General features: G+C 69.5%; 13 protein-coding genes and 1 tRNA gene. 2 read left to right on the top strand and 12 right to left on the bottom strand.

The features are described from left to right. Positions 1 to 716 precede the first annotated feature (716 nt). The 6 genes from ACK4S2_RS00725 to ACK4S2_RS00750 all read right to left on the bottom strand — a co-directional run bounded on the left by ACK4S2_RS00725 (position 717) and on the right by ACK4S2_RS00750 (position 8,699). Positions 717 to 1,553, bottom strand: coding sequence for an alkaline phosphatase family protein (locus ACK4S2_RS00725; protein ID WP_409619315.1), 837 nt, complete (start codon positions 1,551 to 1,553; stop codon positions 717 to 719). A gap of 78 nt (positions 1,554 to 1,631) precedes the next feature. Then, positions 1,632 to 3,266: an ABC transporter ATP-binding protein gene (locus tag ACK4S2_RS00730; protein WP_409619317.1), complete on the bottom strand. Its 1,635-nt coding sequence runs from the start codon at positions 3,264 to 3,266 to the stop codon at positions 1,632 to 1,634. After that, positions 3,259 to 4,074 (bottom strand): ABC transporter permease, encoded by an 816-nt coding sequence (locus ACK4S2_RS00735; protein WP_409619319.1) that lies wholly within the window; start codon positions 4,072 to 4,074, stop codon positions 3,259 to 3,261. Before ACK4S2_RS00735 ends, ACK4S2_RS00730 begins: the two co-directional genes overlap by 8 nt. Further along, positions 4,071 to 5,027 (bottom strand): ABC transporter permease, encoded by a 957-nt coding sequence (locus ACK4S2_RS00740; RefSeq protein WP_409619321.1) that lies wholly within the window; start codon positions 5,025 to 5,027, stop codon positions 4,071 to 4,073. Before ACK4S2_RS00740 ends, ACK4S2_RS00735 begins: the two co-directional genes overlap by 4 nt. Positions 5,028 to 5,031: 4 nt before the next feature. Further along, positions 5,032 to 6,621, bottom strand: coding sequence for an ABC transporter substrate-binding protein (locus ACK4S2_RS00745; RefSeq protein WP_409619323.1), 1,590 nt, complete (start codon positions 6,619 to 6,621; stop codon positions 5,032 to 5,034). Between the two features lie 119 nt (positions 6,622 to 6,740). Further along, positions 6,741 to 8,699, bottom strand: coding sequence for a CocE/NonD family hydrolase (locus ACK4S2_RS00750; protein ID WP_409619325.1), 1,959 nt, complete (start codon positions 8,697 to 8,699; stop codon positions 6,741 to 6,743). 109 nt (positions 8,700 to 8,808) lie between these two features. On the opposite strand from ACK4S2_RS00750, the gene betC reads away from it, so the two are divergent. Beyond that, the gene (betC, locus tag ACK4S2_RS00755; RefSeq protein ID WP_409619327.1) at positions 8,809 to 10,317 is read left to right on the top strand and encodes a choline-sulfatase; all 1,509 of its coding nucleotides are present in this window, start codon (positions 8,809 to 8,811) and stop codon (positions 10,315 to 10,317) included. Positions 10,318 to 10,604: 287 nt separating this feature from the next. On the opposite strand, the gene ACK4S2_RS00760 is transcribed toward betC, so the two are convergent. From ACK4S2_RS00760 to ACK4S2_RS00780, 5 genes are all read right to left on the bottom strand, one after another. Further along, complete coding sequence (locus tag ACK4S2_RS00760) at positions 10,605 to 11,405, bottom strand: carnitinyl-CoA dehydratase (RefSeq protein WP_409619329.1); 801 nt, start codon at positions 11,403 to 11,405, stop codon at positions 10,605 to 10,607. Beyond that, positions 11,402 to 13,402, bottom strand: coding sequence for an acetate--CoA ligase family protein (locus ACK4S2_RS00765; protein WP_409619331.1), 2,001 nt, complete (start codon positions 13,400 to 13,402; stop codon positions 11,402 to 11,404). Before ACK4S2_RS00765 ends, ACK4S2_RS00760 begins: the two co-directional genes overlap by 4 nt. Positions 13,403 to 13,786: 384 nt before the next feature. Next, the gene (locus ACK4S2_RS00770) at positions 13,787 to 14,950 is read right to left on the bottom strand and encodes an acyl-CoA dehydrogenase family protein (protein WP_409619333.1); all 1,164 of its coding nucleotides are present in this window, start codon (positions 14,948 to 14,950) and stop codon (positions 13,787 to 13,789) included. After that, positions 14,950 to 16,410, bottom strand: a complete 1,461-nt coding sequence (locus ACK4S2_RS00775; protein WP_409619335.1) for a carnitine 3-dehydrogenase — start codon at positions 16,408 to 16,410, stop codon at positions 14,950 to 14,952. The genes ACK4S2_RS00770 and ACK4S2_RS00775 overlap by 1 nt, the downstream gene beginning before the upstream one ends. Positions 16,411 to 16,431: 21 nt before the next feature. Next, a complete protein-coding gene (locus ACK4S2_RS00780) occupies positions 16,432 to 17,346 on the bottom strand; it encodes a 3-keto-5-aminohexanoate cleavage protein (protein WP_409619336.1) in 915 nt (304 codons plus the stop codon). A gap of 69 nt (positions 17,347 to 17,415) precedes the next feature. On the opposite strand from ACK4S2_RS00780, the gene ACK4S2_RS00785 reads away from it, so the two are divergent. Next, positions 17,416 to 18,498 carry a GlxA family transcriptional regulator gene (locus ACK4S2_RS00785; RefSeq protein WP_409619338.1) on the top strand — a complete coding sequence of 361 codons (1,083 nt, stop codon included), beginning with the start codon at positions 17,416 to 17,418 and terminating at the stop codon, positions 18,496 to 18,498. Here ACK4S2_RS00785 and ACK4S2_RS00790 read toward each other — a convergent pair. Continuing rightward, positions 18,486 to 18,560 (bottom strand) — tRNA-Val (locus ACK4S2_RS00790). The two genes, ACK4S2_RS00785 and ACK4S2_RS00790, sit on opposite strands and share 13 nt — an antisense overlap. Between the last annotated feature and the right edge of the window lie 11 nt (positions 18,561 to 18,571).

Genomic DNA, 18,571 nt, shown 5'->3' on the forward strand with positions numbered 1-18,571 from the left:
GTGCGGGGGCGCGGCAGGGGGCGGCGGCGTGGCGCCTTGGCGGGCAACCGGGACGGGTTGATGCTTGCCGGTGTCCGGGGCGGCGGGCGTCCGGGGGCGCTGCCCCCGGGCTCCCGGGATATTTGCGGCAAGGTGAAAGGGGGGCAGTGCGGTGGCGCGGCAGGGGGGCGGGGGCGTGGCGCCTTGGTGTGCGGGGGCGGGGGGCACGCGGGCCCGGGGAATCGTGGGGGCGGGGAAGGGCGTGGCGCAGCGGGCTGGTCCGGTGGCGGGCGGACTGCGACGAAGGGATGCCGGACGAGGCGCCGGCGGGTGCCGCCCGGCCCGAGCTTGCGCCGAGGTCGGCCGCGCAGGCGGTGTCGGGCCTGGACGCGCTGGCCCGCCGGCGGGCAAGGCCCGAGGCCGGCCTACATCTGCCCGCGCGTCGGTGCGCGGCGGATCGTGCCTGGCTGACCGGCCGATCTTTCGCCCTCGCGCGCGCCCCGGCGCGCGGCAGGGATTTCCGCCTGCGCCGCGCGGGCGGGATGAGGCCCCCGCCGTTCCATCGCCCCCTGCCACAGCTGCGGTGCTGCGGTTGGTTCGGGCGGATGCGAAGGGTTCACGATCGGGCGGAGGGCGTGCCGGGCTGCCGCTTTTGCGGCGGCGGGGGGCTGGCCGGGCCGGCGCGCGACCCGCCGATCCGCGACGGGGCGCGCGATGGGCCGAGGGGGGGCCGAGGCTCAGCGCAGGAAGGGCGCTGCCTTCATGCTGTCGGGCACCGGGGCGCCCAGACGGGTGAGAATCGTGGGGGCCAGGGCCAGCTGATCCAGCAGCGTATCCTTCGGGGGCCCTTCGGCCGGGCCGAAGTAGTAGAAGGCGAAATCCTGCTGCAACTCGCCCGTGCCGCCGTGGTGGCCGCGGGCATCCTGGCCGTGATCGGCGGTCACGATCACCTCGTAGCCCATCGCGCGCCATTTCGGGATGAAGGGCGCCAGCATCGCATCCATCGCATAGCAGGCGTGATCCATCTCGCGGCTGTCGTGGAAGAAGCGATGGCCCATGCTGTCGAGCGTGCAGGTGTGCAGGATGCCGTAGTTCAGGCCATGCCGGGCGCACAGCATGGTCAGCGTGGCGAACAGGTCCACGTCCGAAGGCGTCATCTGGTTGATGAGGTTGTAGCCCGTCATGGTGTGGAAACGGCCGTGGTTGATGCTGGGGCTGTCGGGCTCGTCGTATTCGATGTCGCGCACGAGGTCGAAGGGGGCGCGGTTGAAGAACTCGGACCAGAAGCTGTGGGTGACCGCCCCGGTGATGCCGCCGGCCTTGCGAACTTCGGAAAAGATGTCGGGCAGGCCGATGCGGAAGACGTTTTCGTTGCCGGTGCAGCCATGCACCTGCGGCGTCACCCCGGTGTGGATCGAGGCGTAGCAGGAGGCCGAGGTGGACGGCAGCACCGAGCGCATCCGCCAGACGCGCGCGTCGCCCGACTGCACCCAGCCTTCGAGATTGCCGAACAGGCGGCGCCAGTTGGCGTAAGGCACGCCGTCGAGGATGATGAGAAGCAGCTTGTTGTCCATGCGTGCGGTCCTGGTGGTTGCGGCGGACCGGGGGCGCTGCCCCCGGACCCCCGGGATATTTTCGGACAGAAAATGGGATCAGTTTCCGGCGCTTTCCATTTTCCGGGTGGCCAGCACCTGTTCCAGCCAGCCCAGCCGCATTTCGGGCACCGAGGACAGGAGCAGGTCGGTGTAGTCGTCGAACGGGGGCGCGAGCACCTGGGACCTGGGCCCGTAGCGCACCACGCGGCCGCGGTGCATCACCGCGATGCTGTCGGCGATGGCGCGCACCGTGGCCAGATCGTGGGTGATGAACAGGTAGGCCACGTTTTCGCGCGCCTGAAGGCCCAGCAGCAGTTTCAGGATGCCGTCGGCCACCAGCGGGTCGAGCGCGGAGGTCACCTCGTCGCAGATGATGAGTTTCGGCTTGGCCGCCAGGGCCCGGGCGATGCAGACGCGCTGTTTCTGGCCGCCCGAAAGCTCGGCCGGGTAGCGGTCGGCGTAGCCTTGCCCGAGTTCGATGGCATCGAGCAGTTCCTGCACCCGGGCGTCGCGGGCGGCGCCGCGAAGGCCGAAGTAGAACTCCAGCGGGCGGCCGATGATGGTGGCCACCGTCTGGCGCGGGTTCATCGCCACGTCGGCCATCTGGTAGATCATCTGCAATTCGCGCAGGTCGTCCTTGCTGCGGTCCTTCAGTGCCGGAGAAAGCTCGCGGCCGGCAAAGCGGATGCGCCCGCGCAGGGCCGGCAGGAGCCCGGTGATGACGCGCGCCAGTGTGGACTTGCCCGAGCCCGATTCCCCCACCACCGCCAGCGTCTGGCCCGGCGCGAGGTCGAGCGTGACGTTCGAGAGCACGTCGAAGGGCAAGCCGGGGTAGCGGGCCGTCACGGCCTCGACCTGCAGCACGGGGGCGGCGGGGGGCTTTTCGGCGTGCTCGATGCCGCGGACCGAGACCAGCGCCCGGGTGTAATCCTGCTGCGGGTGGTTGATGATCTGGTCGGTCGGGCCCTTTTCCACCATGCGGCCGTGGCGCAGCACGAGGATGTCGTCCGAAACCTGGGCCACCACGGCGAGGTCGTGGGTGATGTAGAGCGCGGCGACGCCGGTGTCGCGGATCGCCTCCTTGATGGCGGCGAGGACGTCGATCTGGGTGGTGACGTCGAGCGCGGTGGTGGGTTCGTCGAAGATGACAAGGTCGGGTTTGGGGCACAGCGCCATCGCCGTCATCGCGCGTTGCAGCTGCCCGCCCGAGACCTGGTGCGGGTAGCGGCGGCCGAAGTTTTCGGGGTCGGGCAGGCCCAGCTTGCGAAACAGCGCGACGGCGCGGGCCTCGGCCTCGGCGCGGGAGGCGAGGTTGTGGTGCAGCGTGGCCTCGATGACCTGCTCCATCAGGCGCTTGGCGGGGTTGAAGGCGGCGGCGGCGGACTGGGCGACATACGTCACCTCGCGCCCGCGAAGTTTGCGCCATTCGGCCGGGCCGGCGGTGCGGATGTCGCGGCCGTTGAGGCGGATTTCCCCGCCCGTCAGGCGCACGCCGCCGCGGCCCCAGGCCATGGCCGACAAGCCGATGGTGGATTTGCCCGCGCCCGATTCCCCGATCAGGCCCAGCACCTTGCCCTTTTGCAGGGTAAAGGACGCCTCGTGCACGATCACGATATCCTTGGGGGGCTCGCCGGGCGGGTAGGCGGTGGCCTCGATCCGGAGGCCGCGGATGTCGAGCAGGGTATCAGCCACCGCGGCCCCCTTTCAGGCTGGAGGTGCGGTTCAGCACCCAGTCGGCAACAAGGTTCACCGAAATCGCCAGCGTGGCGATGGCAAAGGCCGGGATCAGCGCGGCCGGGATGCCGTAGACGATGCCTTCCTTGTTTTCCTTCACGATGCCGCCCCAGTCGGCCAGCGGGGGCTGCACCCCGAGGCCGAGGAACGACAGGGTAGAGATGAACAGCACCATGAAGATGAAGCGCAGGCCCATTTCGGCGACCAGCGGCGAAAGCGCGTTGGGCAGGATCTCGCGGAAGATGATCCAGCCGCGGCCTTCGCCGCGCAGGCGGGCGGCCTCGACATAGTCCATCACGGTGATGTCCACCGCCACCGCGCGGGAAAGGCGGAAGACGCGCGTGGCGTCCAGCAGCCCCATCACCAGGATCAGCACCGGCAGCGTCACCGGCATGACCGACAGCACCACCAGCGCGAAGATCAGCGAGGGAATGGCCATCATCAGATCGACGAAGCGCGACAGTGCCTGATCCAGCCAGCCGCCCGCGACGGCGGCGGTAAAGCCCAGCACCGACCCGACCGAGAACGACAGCAGCGTGGCCGCGGTGGCGATGAAGATGGTGGTCTGCCCGCCAAAGATCATGCGGCTGAGCAGGTCGCGGCCGATGTTGTCGGTGCCCAGCCAATGGTCGGCCGAGACCGGATCCCACACCCCGCCGACGATTTCGGCCATGCCGTAAGGCGCGATCAGATCGGCGAAGATGGCGACGAGGAAGTAGAGCGCGGTGAAGAACAGGCCGATGGCGGCCGAGACGGGGATCCTCATTTCGGGTGCCTCAGCCGCGGGTTGGCCAGGATCGACAGCACGTCGGCCAACAGGTTCATCCCGATGTAGACGGCGGCGAAGACAAGCCCGCAGGCCTGCACCACCGGCACGTCGCGCTTGGAGACGTGATCGACCAGGTATTGCCCCATGCCGGGATAGACGAACACCACCTCGACCACCACGACGCCCACCACCAGATAGGCCAGGTTCAGCATGACGACGTTGATGACCGGCGCGATGGCGTTGGGAAAGGCATGGCGCGCGATGACGGCAAAGGCGCCGAGGCCCTTGAGCTCGGCGGTTTCGACATAGGCCGACTGCATCACGTTGAGGATCGCGGCCCGGGTCATGCGCATCATGTGGCCCAGGATGGTCAGGGCCAGCACCAGCACCGGCAAGGCGATGGCGTTGAGCTTTTCGCCAAGGCTCATGCTGTCATAGACGGTGGAGATCGACGGAAACACCCGGTATTGCACCGCCAGAAAGAACACCGCAATGTAGCCCAGCAGGAATTCGGGCACCGAAACGGTGGCCAGCGTGGCGCCGGAAATCAGCTTGTCGGGCCAGCGGCCCTGATAACGCACCGCCACCAGCCCCAAGAGGATCGCCAGCGGCACGGCGATGACGGCCGTCCAGAACGCGAGGAACAGCGTGTTCCACAGCCGCCCGCCCATCGCGGTGGCGATGTCGCGCCCGTTGGTCAGCGACTTGCCGAGGTCGCCTTGCAGCACGCCGCCCAGCCAGGTGAAATAGCGGCTGACCGCGGGTTCGTTCAGGCCCAGTTCGCGGCGCAGGTTTTCCAGCGCCTGCGGGGTGGCCGACTGGCCGAGGATGGATTGCGCCACATCCCCGGGCAGGATCTGGGTGCCCACGAAGATCAGCGCCGATGCCGCCCAAAGCAGCAGGAGGCCCAGCGCAACGCGCTGGGCAACCAGTTTCAGGATGGGATGCACGGGCCTAGCTCAGCCAGACCTTGAGGCCGGCGATGCCGCCCATCATCTCGCCGTTGGGGTCGGCCTCGAAGCCTTGCACGTTCGGCCCGTGGGCATCGATGAAGTCGTTGAACATCGGGCAGATCAGGCCGCCTTCGTCGTGCAGGATGCGGGCCATTTCGGCATACATCTCCTTGCGCTTGGGCGTATCCAGCTCGGCCCGCGCGGCCAGCAGCAGGCTGTCGAAGCGGTCGTTGAAGAACCGGGTGTCGTTCCAGTCGGCCTTGGAATAGTAGGCGGTGGAATACATCTGGTCCTGCACCGGGCGCCCGCCCCAGTAGGAGGCGCTGAAGGGCTGCTTGTTCCACACCTCGGACCAGTAGCCATCGCCGGGTTCGCGCTTGATTTCCAGCGGGATGCCGGCCTTGGCGGCCGATTGCTGGAACAGCTGCGCGGCATCGACCGCGCCGGGGAAGGCGACGTCCGAGGTGCGCAGCACGATCGGCGTGCCGTCGTGGCCCGACTTCTTGTAGTGGAAGGCGGCCTTTTCGGGGTCGTAGGTGCGCTGGGGGATGCTGTCGTCGAACAGCGGATAGGCGGCGTTGATCGGGATGTCGTTGCCGATGGTGCCGTAGCCGGCCAGGATCTTGTCCACCATCTCCTGCCGGTCGATGGCGTATTTCAGCGCAAGGCGCAGGTCGTTGTTGTCGAAGGGCGCGGTGTTGCAGTGCATGATGAACACATAGTGCCCGCGGCCGCCCGCGTTCCTGATCGACACGCCGGGGGCGCGCGCCAGCAGCCCGGCCGTGCGCGGTTCCACCCGGTTGACCATGTGGACCTGCCCCGATTGCAGCGCCGCCATGCGCGCGGTCGGGTCGTTGATGACCAGCACCTCGATCTGGTCGGCATGGCCGCGATTGGCGCCGTCCCAGTAGTTCGGGTTGCGTTCGAACACGTGGCGCACGCCGGGTTCGTCCACCTTCATCACATAGGCGCCCGAGAAGATCGGCGCGGCCGGGGCATCCTTGCCGCCGTTCGGCTGGATCATCAGGTGGTAGTCGGCCATCAGATAGGGCAGGTCGGCATTGGCGGTGGCCAGCGTGACGGCGACGTAATCGCCATCGACCTTCATCGATTCGATGCCCTTCATGATGCCCAGCGCGCCCGACTTGGCGTTTTCGTCGCTGTGGCGTTCCAGGGTGGCCAGCACATCGGCCGGGGTCAGATCCTTGCCGTTGTGGAAGGTGATGCCCTTGCGGATCCTGAACATCCAGGTCTTGGCGTCGGGGCTGCTTTCCACCGCCTCGGCGACGCGCATTTCCAGATCCCCGGCGGGCGTCACCTCGACCAGGGTTTCGGCGGCGGCGTTGAGGTTGAAATAGGGCACCTGCGACGCGGCCAGCGCCGGATCCATGCTGTTGGTGGATTCGCCGCCCTGAAGGCCGACCTTGAGGATGCCGCCCTTGACCGGGCCTGCCGCATGCACCGCACGCGCCAGCAGGGTGTTGGCCATCGCGGCCGTCAGGCCCAGCGCCCCCGCCCGGCCCAGAAAGGCCCGGCGGCTGTGCTTGCCCGCAACGGTGCGCGACAGAAGGTATTTCAGTTCGTCGTTCATGGGTCCGCTCCCTGTTTGGCCCTTGGCGGTGTTGCCCGCGCTTTTTGTTGACTTGTGAATCAATAACGCGGGATGGATCGTTCGGGCAAACCTTTTGTTGCCCGGTAACATCACAGTTTTCAGACGTATCGGCGCGGCACCTCGCGGGTGTCGCTGTCGCGGTGGATCACCTCGCCATTCGCGCGTGCCACGGTTTCTGCGTGGAATGCCAGGGTGGTGGCGGTGGCGGTCAGGCGGGTGACGGCCTCGGTTTCGGCCGACCAGCCGGGGCGGGCGAACTGCTGGTGCCAGCGGATTTCGGCGGTGGCCGACAGCGGGTCGTCGGGGTGGATGGTCCAGCGTTCCTGCGTGACGGCGCGGGTGCGCCAGAGGGTGTCGGCCTGGTCGCACCAGCCCGAATCGTCCTCGACCACGAGGCTGCGGCTGCCCGAGACCAGATCGTGTTCGATCCGCCGGGCGGCGCGGGCGCCCGTCACCGCGATACCGGCCGCCGGGGCGGCCTGCGGTGCCGGCGGGGTCCAGGACGCCAGCGCGGCGGGGTCGGCCACCGGCAGGGTCAGGCGGCCGGCGGTCAGCGTCAAGGCGCCGGCTTGGGGCGTGGGCCAGAGGAACGGCCAGTAGGCATTCGACAGCGCGAGGCGCAGGCGCGTGCCGGGCGCCAGCCGCACCGCGGCGAGGTCGAGCGCGATCTCCACCTCCTCCGCCTGCCCTGGCACCATCGGTTGCGGCGCGGCCCGGCTGGTGCGGTGGCACAGGTTCAGCATGCCATGCGCGATGCGCATGGACGCCCCATCCGGCAGCACCGCGTTCAGCCGCGCCACCACGAAGGCCAGCGGCGTATCGGCCGCCAGCGTCAGGCGCAGGCGCGCCCGCCCGGCCAGCACCAGCGGCGCCGCCAGCACTTCGCCATCGAAGCAGACCGACAGCGCGTCGTCGGCGCGCTGGTCGCCCGGCATCTCGCCCGCCAGCCCCATCGGGAAATATTCCCCCGCCGTCAGCCCCAGATGCTGGGGCGAGGCGATGGTGGCCGCCACTGGCCGCGGTGCCGCGGCCAGCGCAGTGCCGGCCAGATGCAGGGTGCGCCCTTCGGCCACCGGCCAGGCGGTTTGCACCCAATCCCCCGGCATCTGCGCCATGCAGGGGTCGGGCGGGGCCGCATCGCGCAGGAAAAGCCGCATCGCGGGGTCGGCCTCGGCCCCGTTCGGCTGGCCCTTCAACCAGCGGTCCCACCAGCGCGTGGCCAGTTGCAGGAACCCGATGGCCGGACCCGGCACGGCCTGATGAGCATACTGGTGCACCCAGGGGCCGCAGATGCCCTGCACCGGCACGGACAGGTTTTCCACCAGTTCCGACACGGTGTCGATGTAGCCGTCCATCCAGCCGCCCCAGACCTGAACGGGCACGGCGATGGCCGACCAGTCCTCGCAGACCGAACCGTGCTGCCAGTAGGCATCGCGTTGCTGATGCCCGGCCCAGAGCGGGGCAAGGTGCCGGTCGGCCTGCAGGCGCGCCAGCCATTCGGCCTGCCAGTCGGGGGTCAGCGCCGGATCCGGCGGGCGGGCGGAATAGCTGTGCATCACCGCCCCCCAGCCGAAGTTGCGCCCCATCAGGCAGCCGCCCTTGAAATGGATGTCGTCGGCAAAACGGTCGGTCGTGGCGCAGACCGAAACCACCGCGCGCAAGGCCGGCGGGCGCATCGCCGCCACCTGAAGGCAGTTGAAGCCGCCCCAGGACTTGCCCATCATCCCCACCGCGCCATCGCACCAGGGCTGAGCGGCGATCCAGGCGATGACATCGCAGGCGTCCTGCAGCTCTTGCGGGCTGTATTCGTCGCCCGGCACGCCGCGGCTTTGCCCGTGCCCGCGAATATCCACCCGCAGCGCCACATAGCCTTGCGCGGCGAACCACGGGTGCATGGCGGCATCGCGCGCCGCGGTGCCGTCGCGCCAGCGATAGGGGATGTATTCCAGAATCGCCGGATACCGCCCTGCCCCCGCCGGCCGCCAGACCTGCGCCGCCAGCCGCGTGCCATCGGGCAGCACGATGCCCACATCGGTTTCCCGGATCACCTCATGCATCCCCTGCCCCTCCGCTTCGCTTTGCCTGCCCATGCGTCGCATCCGGGCCAGACAGGCTGCGCCTCGCGCCGCAGCCTGCGGCGCAACCGACACCCCGAAAGGCCCTGCCATGACCAATCGCCCGAATTTTCTGATCCTGATGGTGGACCAGCTTGCCGGCACGCTGTTCCCCGACGGCCCGGCCGATTTCCTGCACGCGCCGAACCTGCGGCGGCTGGCGGCCCGGTCGGTAAGGTTCGCCAACACCTACACCGCCTCGCCGCTTTGCGCCCCGGCGCGGGCCAGCTTCATGTCGGGCCAGCTGCCCAGCCGGACGCGGGTTTACGACAACGCGGCCGAATTCGCCTCGGACATCCCGTGCTTTACCCACCACCTGCGCGCGGCTGGCTGGCACACCTGCCTGTCGGGCAAGATGCATTTCGTCGGCCCCGACCAGCTGCACGGGTTCGAGCAGCGGCTGACCACCGACATCTACCCCGCCGATTTCGGCTGGACCCCCGATTACCGCAAACCCGGCGAGCGGATCGACTGGTGGTATCACAACCTCGGGTCCGTCACCGGGGCGGGGGTGGCGGAAATCACCAACCAGCTGGAATACGACGATGACGTGGCCCATCAGGCCATCCAGAAGCTTTACGACCTGTCGCGCGGGGCCGACGACCGGCCCTGGTGCCTGACCGTCAGCTTCACCCACCCGCACGATCCCTTCGTGGCCCGGCGCAAATACTGGGATCTCTACGAAGGCGCCGCCGAACTGGAACCGCCCGAGGCGATTCCCTATGCCGACCACGACCCCCACGCCCGGCGCATCATCGACGCCTGCGACAGCGCCCGCTTCGACATCACCCCCGAGATGATCCGCCGCGCCCGCCGCGGCTATTTCGCCAACATCAGCTATGTCGACGACAAGATCGGAGAGATCCTCTCGGTGCTGGAGGCGACCCGGCAGGAGGCGGTGGTGATCTTCGTGTCCGACCACGGCGAATCCCTGGGCGAGCGTGGGCTGTGGTTCAAGATGACCTTCTTCGAACCCTCCGCCCGCGTGCCCCTGATGATCGCCGCCCCGGGGCTGGCCGCGCAGCGCATCGACACCCCCGTGTCCACCATCGACGTGACCCCCACGCTGTGCGACCTCGCTGGCGTGTCGATGGCAGACGTCAGCCCCTGGACCGATGGGCAGTCGCTGATCCCGCTGGCCAACGGCACCGGCAGCCGCGGGCCGGTGGCGATGGAATATGCCGCCGAAGGCTCCATCGCGCCGCTGGTGGCCTTGCGCGACGGGCGCTGGAAGCTGATCCGCTGCGCGGCCGACCCGGACCTGCTGTTCGATCTGGACACCGACCCGGGCGAACGGGTGAACCTTGCCCCCGACCCCGCCCATGCCGAAACGCTGGCCCGGCTGTCGGCGCTGATGGCGGCGCGCTGGAACCTTGCCGCCTACGATGCGGCGGTGCGCGAAAGCCAGGCGCGGCGCTGGGTCGTCTATCCCGCCTTGCGGCAAGGCGGCTATTACCCGTGGGATTTCCAGCCGCTGCGCGCGGCCTCGGAACGCTACATGCGCAACCACATGGACCTGAACGTGCTGGAGGAATCCAAACGCTTTCCCCGCGGCGAATAGGCGGGGGCGCTCCCGCACCCTTGCGCCGCCCGGACGGGCGGCACAAGGCCGCTGCCCGGGCGCCGCGCGTTCCGCGCGGCGTGCGCTCCGCGCGGGGGATATTTGAACAAGGTGAAAGCCACATCGCGCCGCACGAGCCGGCACCGGGTTTTCCTGTTTCACCTTGACCGAAATATCCTCGGGCGGGGTCCGGGGCGGGCAGACGGCCCGCCCCGGGCGCCCCGGGGGCGCGACCCCGGCGCGGCGCGGCCCCTCGACGGGGCCAAGCCGCGCCCCCTGCCCTGCGCCTACCGCCCCTTCCATACCGGATCGCGCTTTTCGGCAAAGGCCCGCGCGCCTTCCAGCTGATCCTCCGAGGCATAGAGCCGGTCCACGGTGGGGAAATGCCGCTTCGTGATCCGGTGCAGCGTGTCGAGGAACCCGCGCCCTTCGGCCTCGCGCACCACTTCCTTGATCGCAGCATAGACCAGCGGCGGACCGGATTCGAGCAACCGCGCCAGATCCCAGGCCTTGGCGAGCAGGTCGCCGGGTTCGGTGATCTCCTTCAGCAGCCCCCAGCGCAGCGCCTCCTCGGCGTCGAACCAGCGCCCCGTGAGCAGCAGGTCCATGGCGACGTGATAGGGAATGCGCTTGGGCAGCTTGATGGAGGCCGCATCCGCCACCGTGCCCGACCTGATTTCCGGCAAGGCAAAGGTGGCGTTGCGGCTGGCCAGGATCAGGTCGCAGGACAGCGCGAGTTCCAGCCCGCCGCCGCAGCAGATGCCGTTCACCGCGGCGATCACCGGCTTGTTGAGGTTCGGCAGCTCCTGCAAGCCGCCAAAGCCCCCCACGCCGTAATCGCCATCCACCGCATCCCCGGCGGCGGCGGCCTTCAGATCCCATCCGGGGCAAAAGAACTTGTCGCCCGCCGCCCGCAGGATCGCCACGCGCAAGGTCTCGTCGTCGCGGAAGTCGCGGAACACCAGCCCCATCGCCCGGCTGGTGGCAAGGTCGATGGCATTGGCCTTGGGCCGGTCCAGCGTCACCTCCAGCACGCCGCCTTCACGGCGGGTTCTGACCGGGCCTTCGGTCCGCATCGGCATGGTCATGGCGCATCCTCCTGCCAGATCACCGCATCGGCCGCCACGGCACCCTCATCGCGCGCCATCAGCGGGTTGATCTCCACTTCCTCCAGGCCGGCATCCGCAGCCAGCATCGCCTGCACGGCCAGCGCGGCCGCCACCACCGCCGGCACATCCGCCCGCGCCCGCCCGCGATAGCCATCGAGCAGCGGCCAAAGCCGCAACCGGTGCAAGGCGGCCTCGATCTCGGGCCCCGTCACCGGGCAGACCAGCGTCACCGTATCGGCCAGCAGCTCTGCCGTGACCCCGCCGAAGCCCAAGGTCAGCGTCGCGCCATAGACCGGGTCGCGCCGCACGCCCAGCAACAGCTCGGCCACGACGCCGGTCACCATCTCCTCGGCCAGATAGCCTTGCGCCCCCGGCATGGGGGCCTGCCCGTCGAGCGTGGCCAGCCCCAGCCGCACCGCCCCGGCCTCGGACTTGTGCGCAAACCCCAGACCCTTCAGCGCAAGCGGCGGGGTCAAGGCCGCCGCGGCCTGCGCCAGTGCGGCAAGGTCCGGCGCGCTGGCCCCGCGCGGCACCGCCACGCCCGCCGCCGCCAGCCGCGCCTTGGCCGCGGCCTCGTCCAGCATCCGCAGCGGGCGCGCGGGCCCCGGCGCCCAGGGCCGCCACCCGGCAAGCCCCCCCGGCGTCTGCGCCGCCCGGATGGCCCCCAGCGCGGTTTCCAGCCCCATCAGCGGCACCACGCCCCGCCCCAGCGTGGCGATCGCCCGCGCCTCGTCGAAGTTCTCGGGCAAGGAGGCCACCGGAAAGGCCGGCTTCCCCGTGGCCGCTGCCGCCGCCTCTATCGCCTGCAAGGCCGGCTCGAAGCTTTCGGGATCGCAGCGGTCCGGGCGCGGCGGGTCGATGAGGAAGACCCCCGCATCGTAGCCTGCCAGCATGGCGGTAAAGACCGCGGTGGTCTTCGGCCCGTCGCCCCAGATGAAGGTGTGGTAGTCGAGCGGGTTGGCTATCGTCACCAGCGGCCCCAGCACCGCCCCCAGCCGCGCGCGCTGCGCCTCGGAGGGCGGCGGGAAGTCGAGGCCGAAAGGCGCGGCCAGGTCGGCCACCAGCCCCGCCTCGCCCCCCGAACAGGACAGCGAACAGAGCCGACGCCCAAGCCCCGGCCCGTGGACATGCAGGATCTTCAGCGTCTCCAGCAATTCCGAAAGCGTGGCCACCTCGGCCACCCCTGCCTGCCGCAGGAAGGCGCTGGAGGCCGCCCCCCCGCCCGCCAGCGACGCGGTGTGCGAGGCCGCGGCACTGCGCGACGCCTCGGTCTTGCCCGACTTCACCGCGACGATCCCCTTGCCCGCCGCCCGCGCCGCTTCGGCCAGCGCGGCAAAGGCCGGGGCATCGGCGATGCCTTCGACGTAAAGCCCCAGCGCCGTCACCCGGTCATCGGCCAGCAGCGCGGCGCCCAGCTCGGCCAGCCCCACCTGCGCGGCATTGCCCAGACAGGCGACATAGGCCACCGGCAGCCCGCGCGCCTGCATCGTCAGGTTGATGACGATGTTCGAGGACTGCGACAGCAAGGCCACCCCCCGCGCCACCCGCCGCCCGCCGTGCTGGTCGGGCCACAGCAGCGCGCCATCGAGGTAATTGATGACCCCATAGCAGTTGGGGCCCAGGATCGGCATCGCCCCCGCCGCCGCGACCAGCCGCGCCTGCAACTCGGGCGCCCCGGCCTCGGTCCAGCCGGAGGCAAAGCAGATCGCCCCCCCGGCCCCCATCGCCGCCAGGTTTGCCACGACATCCAGCGTCGCATGGCGGTTGACCCCGATGAAGGTGGCGTCGGGGGCAAAGGGCAGGTCGGCAAGGCTCGGGCAGCAACGCACCCCGGCAATGGCGTCGCGCGTCGGATGCACCGGCCAGATCGGGCCGTCGAAGCCCATCTTGCGGCATTGCTCGATGACATTGACCGCCCAGCCGGAGCCCAGAACGGCAATGGAACGCGGGCGCAGCAGGCGCGACAGGTCACGCATGGCGCCGTGCCCTTGCGTGGCGCCGGGCCGAAGCGGCGACGGGGGGCTGTCTGCCCCCCGCGCAGGCGCAGGCGCCTGCTCCCCCCGAGGATATTTTTCGACAGAAAATGGAAACACCCCGCCCCTGCAAGAGGGACGAGGTGCCATTTCCTGTCACGGTCATCGGCGTCCCCGCCTGTACCGTGCCGCCAGAATGGCGCAGCGCGGTTAAGGCAAAGTTAACGGCAGAGTTGACGGAGGAGGCAAAAGCGTGCGGCCGGGGCATTTTCTGTCCTCGAATATCCTCGGGTGGGTCGAGGGAGGGCAGACGGCCCTCCCTCGCGGGGGATTGCCATGGGTTCGCCATCGGTTCGAGAACCAATGGCAATGGGGGCTGGCCCCCCGCTACCCCCCCACCGCCCGCAAGAGCTCGCGGCTGATGATGTGGCGCTGGATTTCCGAGGTGCCTTCCCAGATCCGTTCCACCCGCGCATCGCGCCAGATGCGTTCCAGCGGCAATTCGTCCATCAGCCCCATGCCGCCGTGGATCTGGATCGCCTCGTCGGCGATCATCGCCAGCGCCTCGGTCGCCTTCAGTTTCGCCATCGCCATGTCGGCATCGGTCACGCTGCCCCGGTCGAACTTCCATCCTGCCTCCCAGGTCAGCAGCTCGGCGGCCTTCAACTCCAGCGCCATGTCGGCCAGCTTGAACGACACGCCCTGGAACTTGCCGATGGTCTGGCCGAACTGCTGGCGTTCGGCGGCATAGGCGATGGCCAGGCGCAGCGCGCGGTCGGCGCGGCCAAGGCAGGTGGCGGCGACCTGCAGGCGCGTGGCGCCCAGCCACTGGTTGGCCACCTCGAAGCCCTTGTGCACCTCGCCCAGCACGTTTTCGGCCGGCACGCGGCATTCGTCGAACTCCAGCACCGCGTTGGAGTATCCACGGTGGCTGACGTTGCGATAGCCTTCGCGCACCGTAAAGCCGGGGGTGCCCTTGTCCACGAAAAACGCGGTGATGCGTTTCTTGGGGCCCTTGGCGGTCATCTCCTCGCCGGTGGCCATGAAGGCGATGGTGAAGCCGGCGATATCGGCGTGGCTGATGAAATGCTTGGTGCCGTTCAGCACCCAGTCCGACCCGTCGGGGCGCGCCGAGGCCTTCATCCCCCGCAGGTCGGACCCCGCACCGGGTTCGGTCATGGCGAGGCAATCCCAGGTCTCGCCGCGGATGCAGGGCATCAGGTAGCGTTCGCGCTGATCGGGCGTGCCCGCCAGCAGGATGTTGGAGGGGCGGGCCACGCAGGTCCAGTGCAAGGCATAGTTGGCCCGGCCCAGCTCGCGCTCGTAAAGCAGCCAGGACAGGGTATCGAGGCCCGCGCCCCCCACCTCCTCGGGCATGTTGGCGGCGTAAAGGCCGGCAGCCATCGCCTTGGCCTGCACATCGCGCACGATCTCCAGCGGCAGGTGGCCGGTGCGTTCGACTAGCGCTTCGTGGGGGTAAAGCTCGGCCTCCACGAAGGCGCGGGTGGTGTCGGCGATCATGCGCTGTTCGTCGGTCAGACCGAAGTGCATCACGCCCTCCGCTGGCCGACGTGGCGGCCGGCCCCTTCGGGCCGGGGCAGCGCGGCATGCGCCTGCGCAATCGGCATCAGCCGGGCCAGCACTGCGGGTGCGGCCGGGCAGGCGCGGCCTGCCTTCATGTCCACGTGCAGCAGCATCTGTTCCAGCGTGGCCACCGCCACACCGTCGCGCGCGATGGTGACGAAGACGTGCAGGCGCTTTTCATCTGCCGCCAGCACCTGCACCGATCCGGTCAGCCGGTCGCCCAGCTTCGCCTCGCCCTTGTGCAGGATATGGGTTTCGGCGGAATAGTAGCTGTGCCCGCCGGCCACGTAATCAAGCCCCGCCCCGATGTGGCGCAGGAAGGCATCGGTGGTTTCGGAACAGGCGAACAGGTAGCGGCTTTCGGTCATGTGGCCGTTGTAGTCGATCCAGCCGGGCAGCACCTGCATCCGCGCCATTTCCATCGGTGCGGCATGGTCGGGGCTGGGGTCGGGCATGGCGGCGCGGCGGCGGGCGTCGTGTTCGTTCAGCACGCGGCCCGCGCCCCAGTTGCGGTCCTTGAGCGCGCGCAGAAAGCCGATCAGGTTGGAATCGCGGATGCGTTCCAGCTCGCGGATGCTGTGGTGGCCGGACTGGGCGTCGGACTGGCCGGCGATCAGGTCCACCAGCGCATCGTTGAACTCGGGCACATCCGTCAGCCGGGTCCAGGGCCATTGCAGGCAAGGGCCGAACTGGGCCATGAAATGCTTCATCCCCGCTTCGCCGCCTGCGATGCGGTAGGTTTCGAACAGCCCCATCTGGCCCCAGCGCAGGCCGAAGCCCATGCGGATCGCCTCGTCGATTTCCTCGGTGGTGGCGATGCCGTCCTTGACCAGCCACAGCGCCTCGCGCCACACGGCTTCCAGAAAGCGGTCGGCGATATGGGCGTCGATCTCCTTGCGGATATGCAGCGGGAACATCCCGATTTCGCGCAGGGTCTGCTTGGCGGCCTCGATCAGGGTGGGGTCGTTGGCGGGGCTGGGCACCACCTCGGCCAGCGGCAACAGGTAGACCGGGTTGAAGGGGTGCGCCACGAAGATCGTGGCCGGGTTTGCCGCCCCTTGTTGCAATTCCGATGGCTTGAAGCCCGAAGTCGAGCTTCCGACCGGGGTTTGCGGCGCCACCTGCTGGATTTGTGCAAGCACGCGGTGCTTGAGGTCCAGCCGTTCGGAAACGCTTTCCTGCACGTAATCCGCGCCTTCGACCGCCTCGGTGATCGTGGCGGCAAAGCTCAGGCGCCCTTCGGCCGGCATCGGGCCATCCGACAGCGCGGGCAGCGCGGCGCGGGCGTTGGCCAGCACCTCGCCCACCTTGCGCGGGGCCTCCGGGTCGGGGTCGAAGACCGCGACATCCCAGCCGTTGAGCAGGAACCGCGCCGCCCAGCCCCCGCCGATGACGCCGCCGCCGATGATGGATGCCTTGCGTGCCATGAAACCTGCTCCTTTTCGCGTTCAGCGGGCCAGCGGCGCGCGCTTTTCCAGCTTCAGCCGCGCGCGCACCTCGGCCGGGGTGATGACCCGGGCACCGAGATTCTCGATGATCGTCACCGCCCGTTCCACGAGTTGCGCGTTGGTGGCCAGCACGCCCTTGTCGAGCCAGAGGTTATCCTCCAGCCCCACGCGCACGTTGCCCCCCGCCAGCACCGCCGCTGCCACGTAAGGCATCTGGTGGCGCCCGAGGCTGAAGGCCGACCAGTGCCAGTGCGCCGGCACGTTGTTCACCATCGCCAGAAAGGTGTTCAGGTCGTCCGGTGCGCCCCAGGGCACGCCCATGCACAGCTGCACCAGCACCGGATCGGGGATGATGCCTTCGTCCGCCAGTTGTCTGGCAAACCACAGATGGCCGGTGTCGAAGGCTTCGATCTCGATCCGCGTTCCGGCCTCGACCATGCGGCGGGCCATGTCGCGCAGCATTCCCGGCGTGTTGACCATGACGTAATCGGCCTCGGCAAAGTTCATCGTGCCGCAATCGAGCGTGCAGATCTCCGGCCGGCATTCCACCACATGGGCCACGCGCTCGGTGGCGCCGGCCATGTCGGATTTCTGGCTCATCCGGTTCATCGCCTCGGTGCCGTCGAACATCAGGTCGCCGCCCATGCCGGCGGTCAGGTTCAGCACCACGTCGGTGGCGCTGTCGCGGATGCGTTCGGTGACTTCGCGGTACAGCGCGGGGTCGCGGGCGGGCTTGCCGGTTTCGGGGTCGCGCACGTGGCAATGCACCACGGCGGCGCCGGCCCTGGCGGCGGCGATGGCGCTTTCGGCGATCTGCGCGGGCGAGCGCGGCACATGGGGCGAACGGTCCTGCGTGCCGCCCGATCCGGTCACGGCACAGGTGATGAAAACCTCGCGGTTCATGGTCAGCGGCATGGACTCCTCCCTCGATGCCGCCATGCTAGCAGGGTTGCGCGCGCCGATTTGGCCGGATACGCAATTTTCATGGCCGCAAGCGCAGACATCTTTGCCCCCTCGCCCGATCCGCTGACACTGGCGGTGCTGGTGCTGCCGCATGCCTCGATCCTGGAGGTGGCCTCGGTGCTGGACCCGATGCGCAACGCCAACCGCCAGCTGGGCCGGGCGGCGTTTCGCTGGCGGGTGGTGTCGCCCGACGGGGCGGCGGTGCCGCTGACCTGCGGGCTGAGCCTGCCCTCGGATGGCGGGGTGGCCGATGCCGAAGGCGCCGACGTGCTGGTGGTGGTGGCGGGCTACCGGCGGACCGAGGTGATGACGCGCGGCCTGATCGCGGCGATCGGGCGGATGGCCGGGCGGTTCCGCGCCGTCGTGGGGGTCGATGCCGGGCCCTGGCTGCTGGCGCGCGCCGGGTTGCTGGATGGGCACCGCGCCACCGTCCACTGGGAGGATCTGGAGGATTTCGCCGCCGCCCATCCGGGCATCGAGGTGGCGGGCGAACGCTTTGTCATTTCGGGCAACCGGGTCACGGTGGGCGGCGCGGCGCCGGCGGCCGATTTCATGCTGCACCTGATCCGGGCGCGCTGCGGGCCCGGGTTGGCGATGCAGGTGCAGCAATCTTTCCTGACCACGGCGCGCCCCGGTTCGGACCCGCAGGTCACCGGCCCGGCGCGCGAAAGCGCGCTGGCGCGCGATGGCCGGCTGGCCGCGGCCCTGGCGCGCATGGAGGCCCGGATCGACGCGCCCGAGCCGGTGGCCGCCACCGCCCGGGCCGTCGGCCTTTCGGTGCGCCGGCTGGAAGGTTTGTTCCGCGCCGAACTGGGGCACGGCCCGGCGGAATGGGGCCGCGAGCTGCGGCTTCAGGCCGCGCGGCGCATGATCGTCGATACCCGCCACCCGTTGCAGGAGGTGGCCTTGCGCACCGGCTTCGGCGCCCAGGCCGCGCTGAGCCGCGCCTTTCACCGCCGCTTCGGCCTGCCGCCTTCGGCCTTGCGCCGGACCGGCGCCGCCGCGCCGGGGCCCGCATGGCCGGGCGCCGCAAAACCGAAGGGCCCCCGCATGGCGGAGGCCCCGGTTCCGGGCAAGCCGGAAGGAATGGATGGTGGGCGATAACGGATTTGAACCGCTGACATCTTCGATGTGAACGAAGCGCTCTACCGCTGAGCTAATCGCCCGATGGCGGGGG

The sequence above is a fragment of the Gemmobacter sp. genome (assembly GCF_046292685.1).
Lineage (GTDB): Bacteria > Pseudomonadota > Alphaproteobacteria > Rhodobacterales > Rhodobacteraceae > Wagnerdoeblera.

Bases quoted from the DNA above. Each gene is read 5' to 3' on its own strand.
- ACK4S2_RS00725 (WP_409619315.1), bottom strand. From the start codon at position 1,553: ATGGACAACAAGCTGCTTCTCATCATCCTCGACGGCGTGCCTTACGCC.
- ACK4S2_RS00735 (WP_409619319.1), bottom strand. From the start codon at position 4,074: ATGAGGATCCCCGTCTCGGCCGCCATCGGCCTGTTCTTCACCGCGCTC.
- ACK4S2_RS00745 (WP_409619323.1), bottom strand. From the start codon at position 6,621: ATGAACGACGAACTGAAATACCTTCTGTCGCGCACCGTTGCGGGCAAG.
- ACK4S2_RS00750 (WP_409619325.1), bottom strand. From the start codon at position 8,699: ATGCATGAGGTGATCCGGGAAACCGATGTGGGCATCGTGCTGCCCGAT.
- betC (WP_409619327.1), top strand. From the start codon at position 8,809: ATGACCAATCGCCCGAATTTTCTGATCCTGATGGTGGACCAGCTTGCC.
- ACK4S2_RS00760 (WP_409619329.1), bottom strand. From the start codon at position 11,405: ATGACCATGCCGATGCGGACCGAAGGCCCGGTCAGAACCCGCCGTGAA.
- ACK4S2_RS00765 (WP_409619331.1), bottom strand. From the start codon at position 13,402: ATGCGTGACCTGTCGCGCCTGCTGCGCCCGCGTTCCATTGCCGTTCTG.
- ACK4S2_RS00770 (WP_409619333.1), bottom strand. From the start codon at position 14,950: ATGCACTTCGGTCTGACCGACGAACAGCGCATGATCGCCGACACCACC.
- ACK4S2_RS00775 (WP_409619335.1), bottom strand. From the start codon at position 16,410: ATGGCACGCAAGGCATCCATCATCGGCGGCGGCGTCATCGGCGGGGGC.
- ACK4S2_RS00780 (WP_409619336.1), bottom strand. From the start codon at position 17,346: ATGCCGCTGACCATGAACCGCGAGGTTTTCATCACCTGTGCCGTGACC.
- ACK4S2_RS00785 (WP_409619338.1), top strand. From the start codon at position 17,416: ATGGCCGCAAGCGCAGACATCTTTGCCCCCTCGCCCGATCCGCTGACA.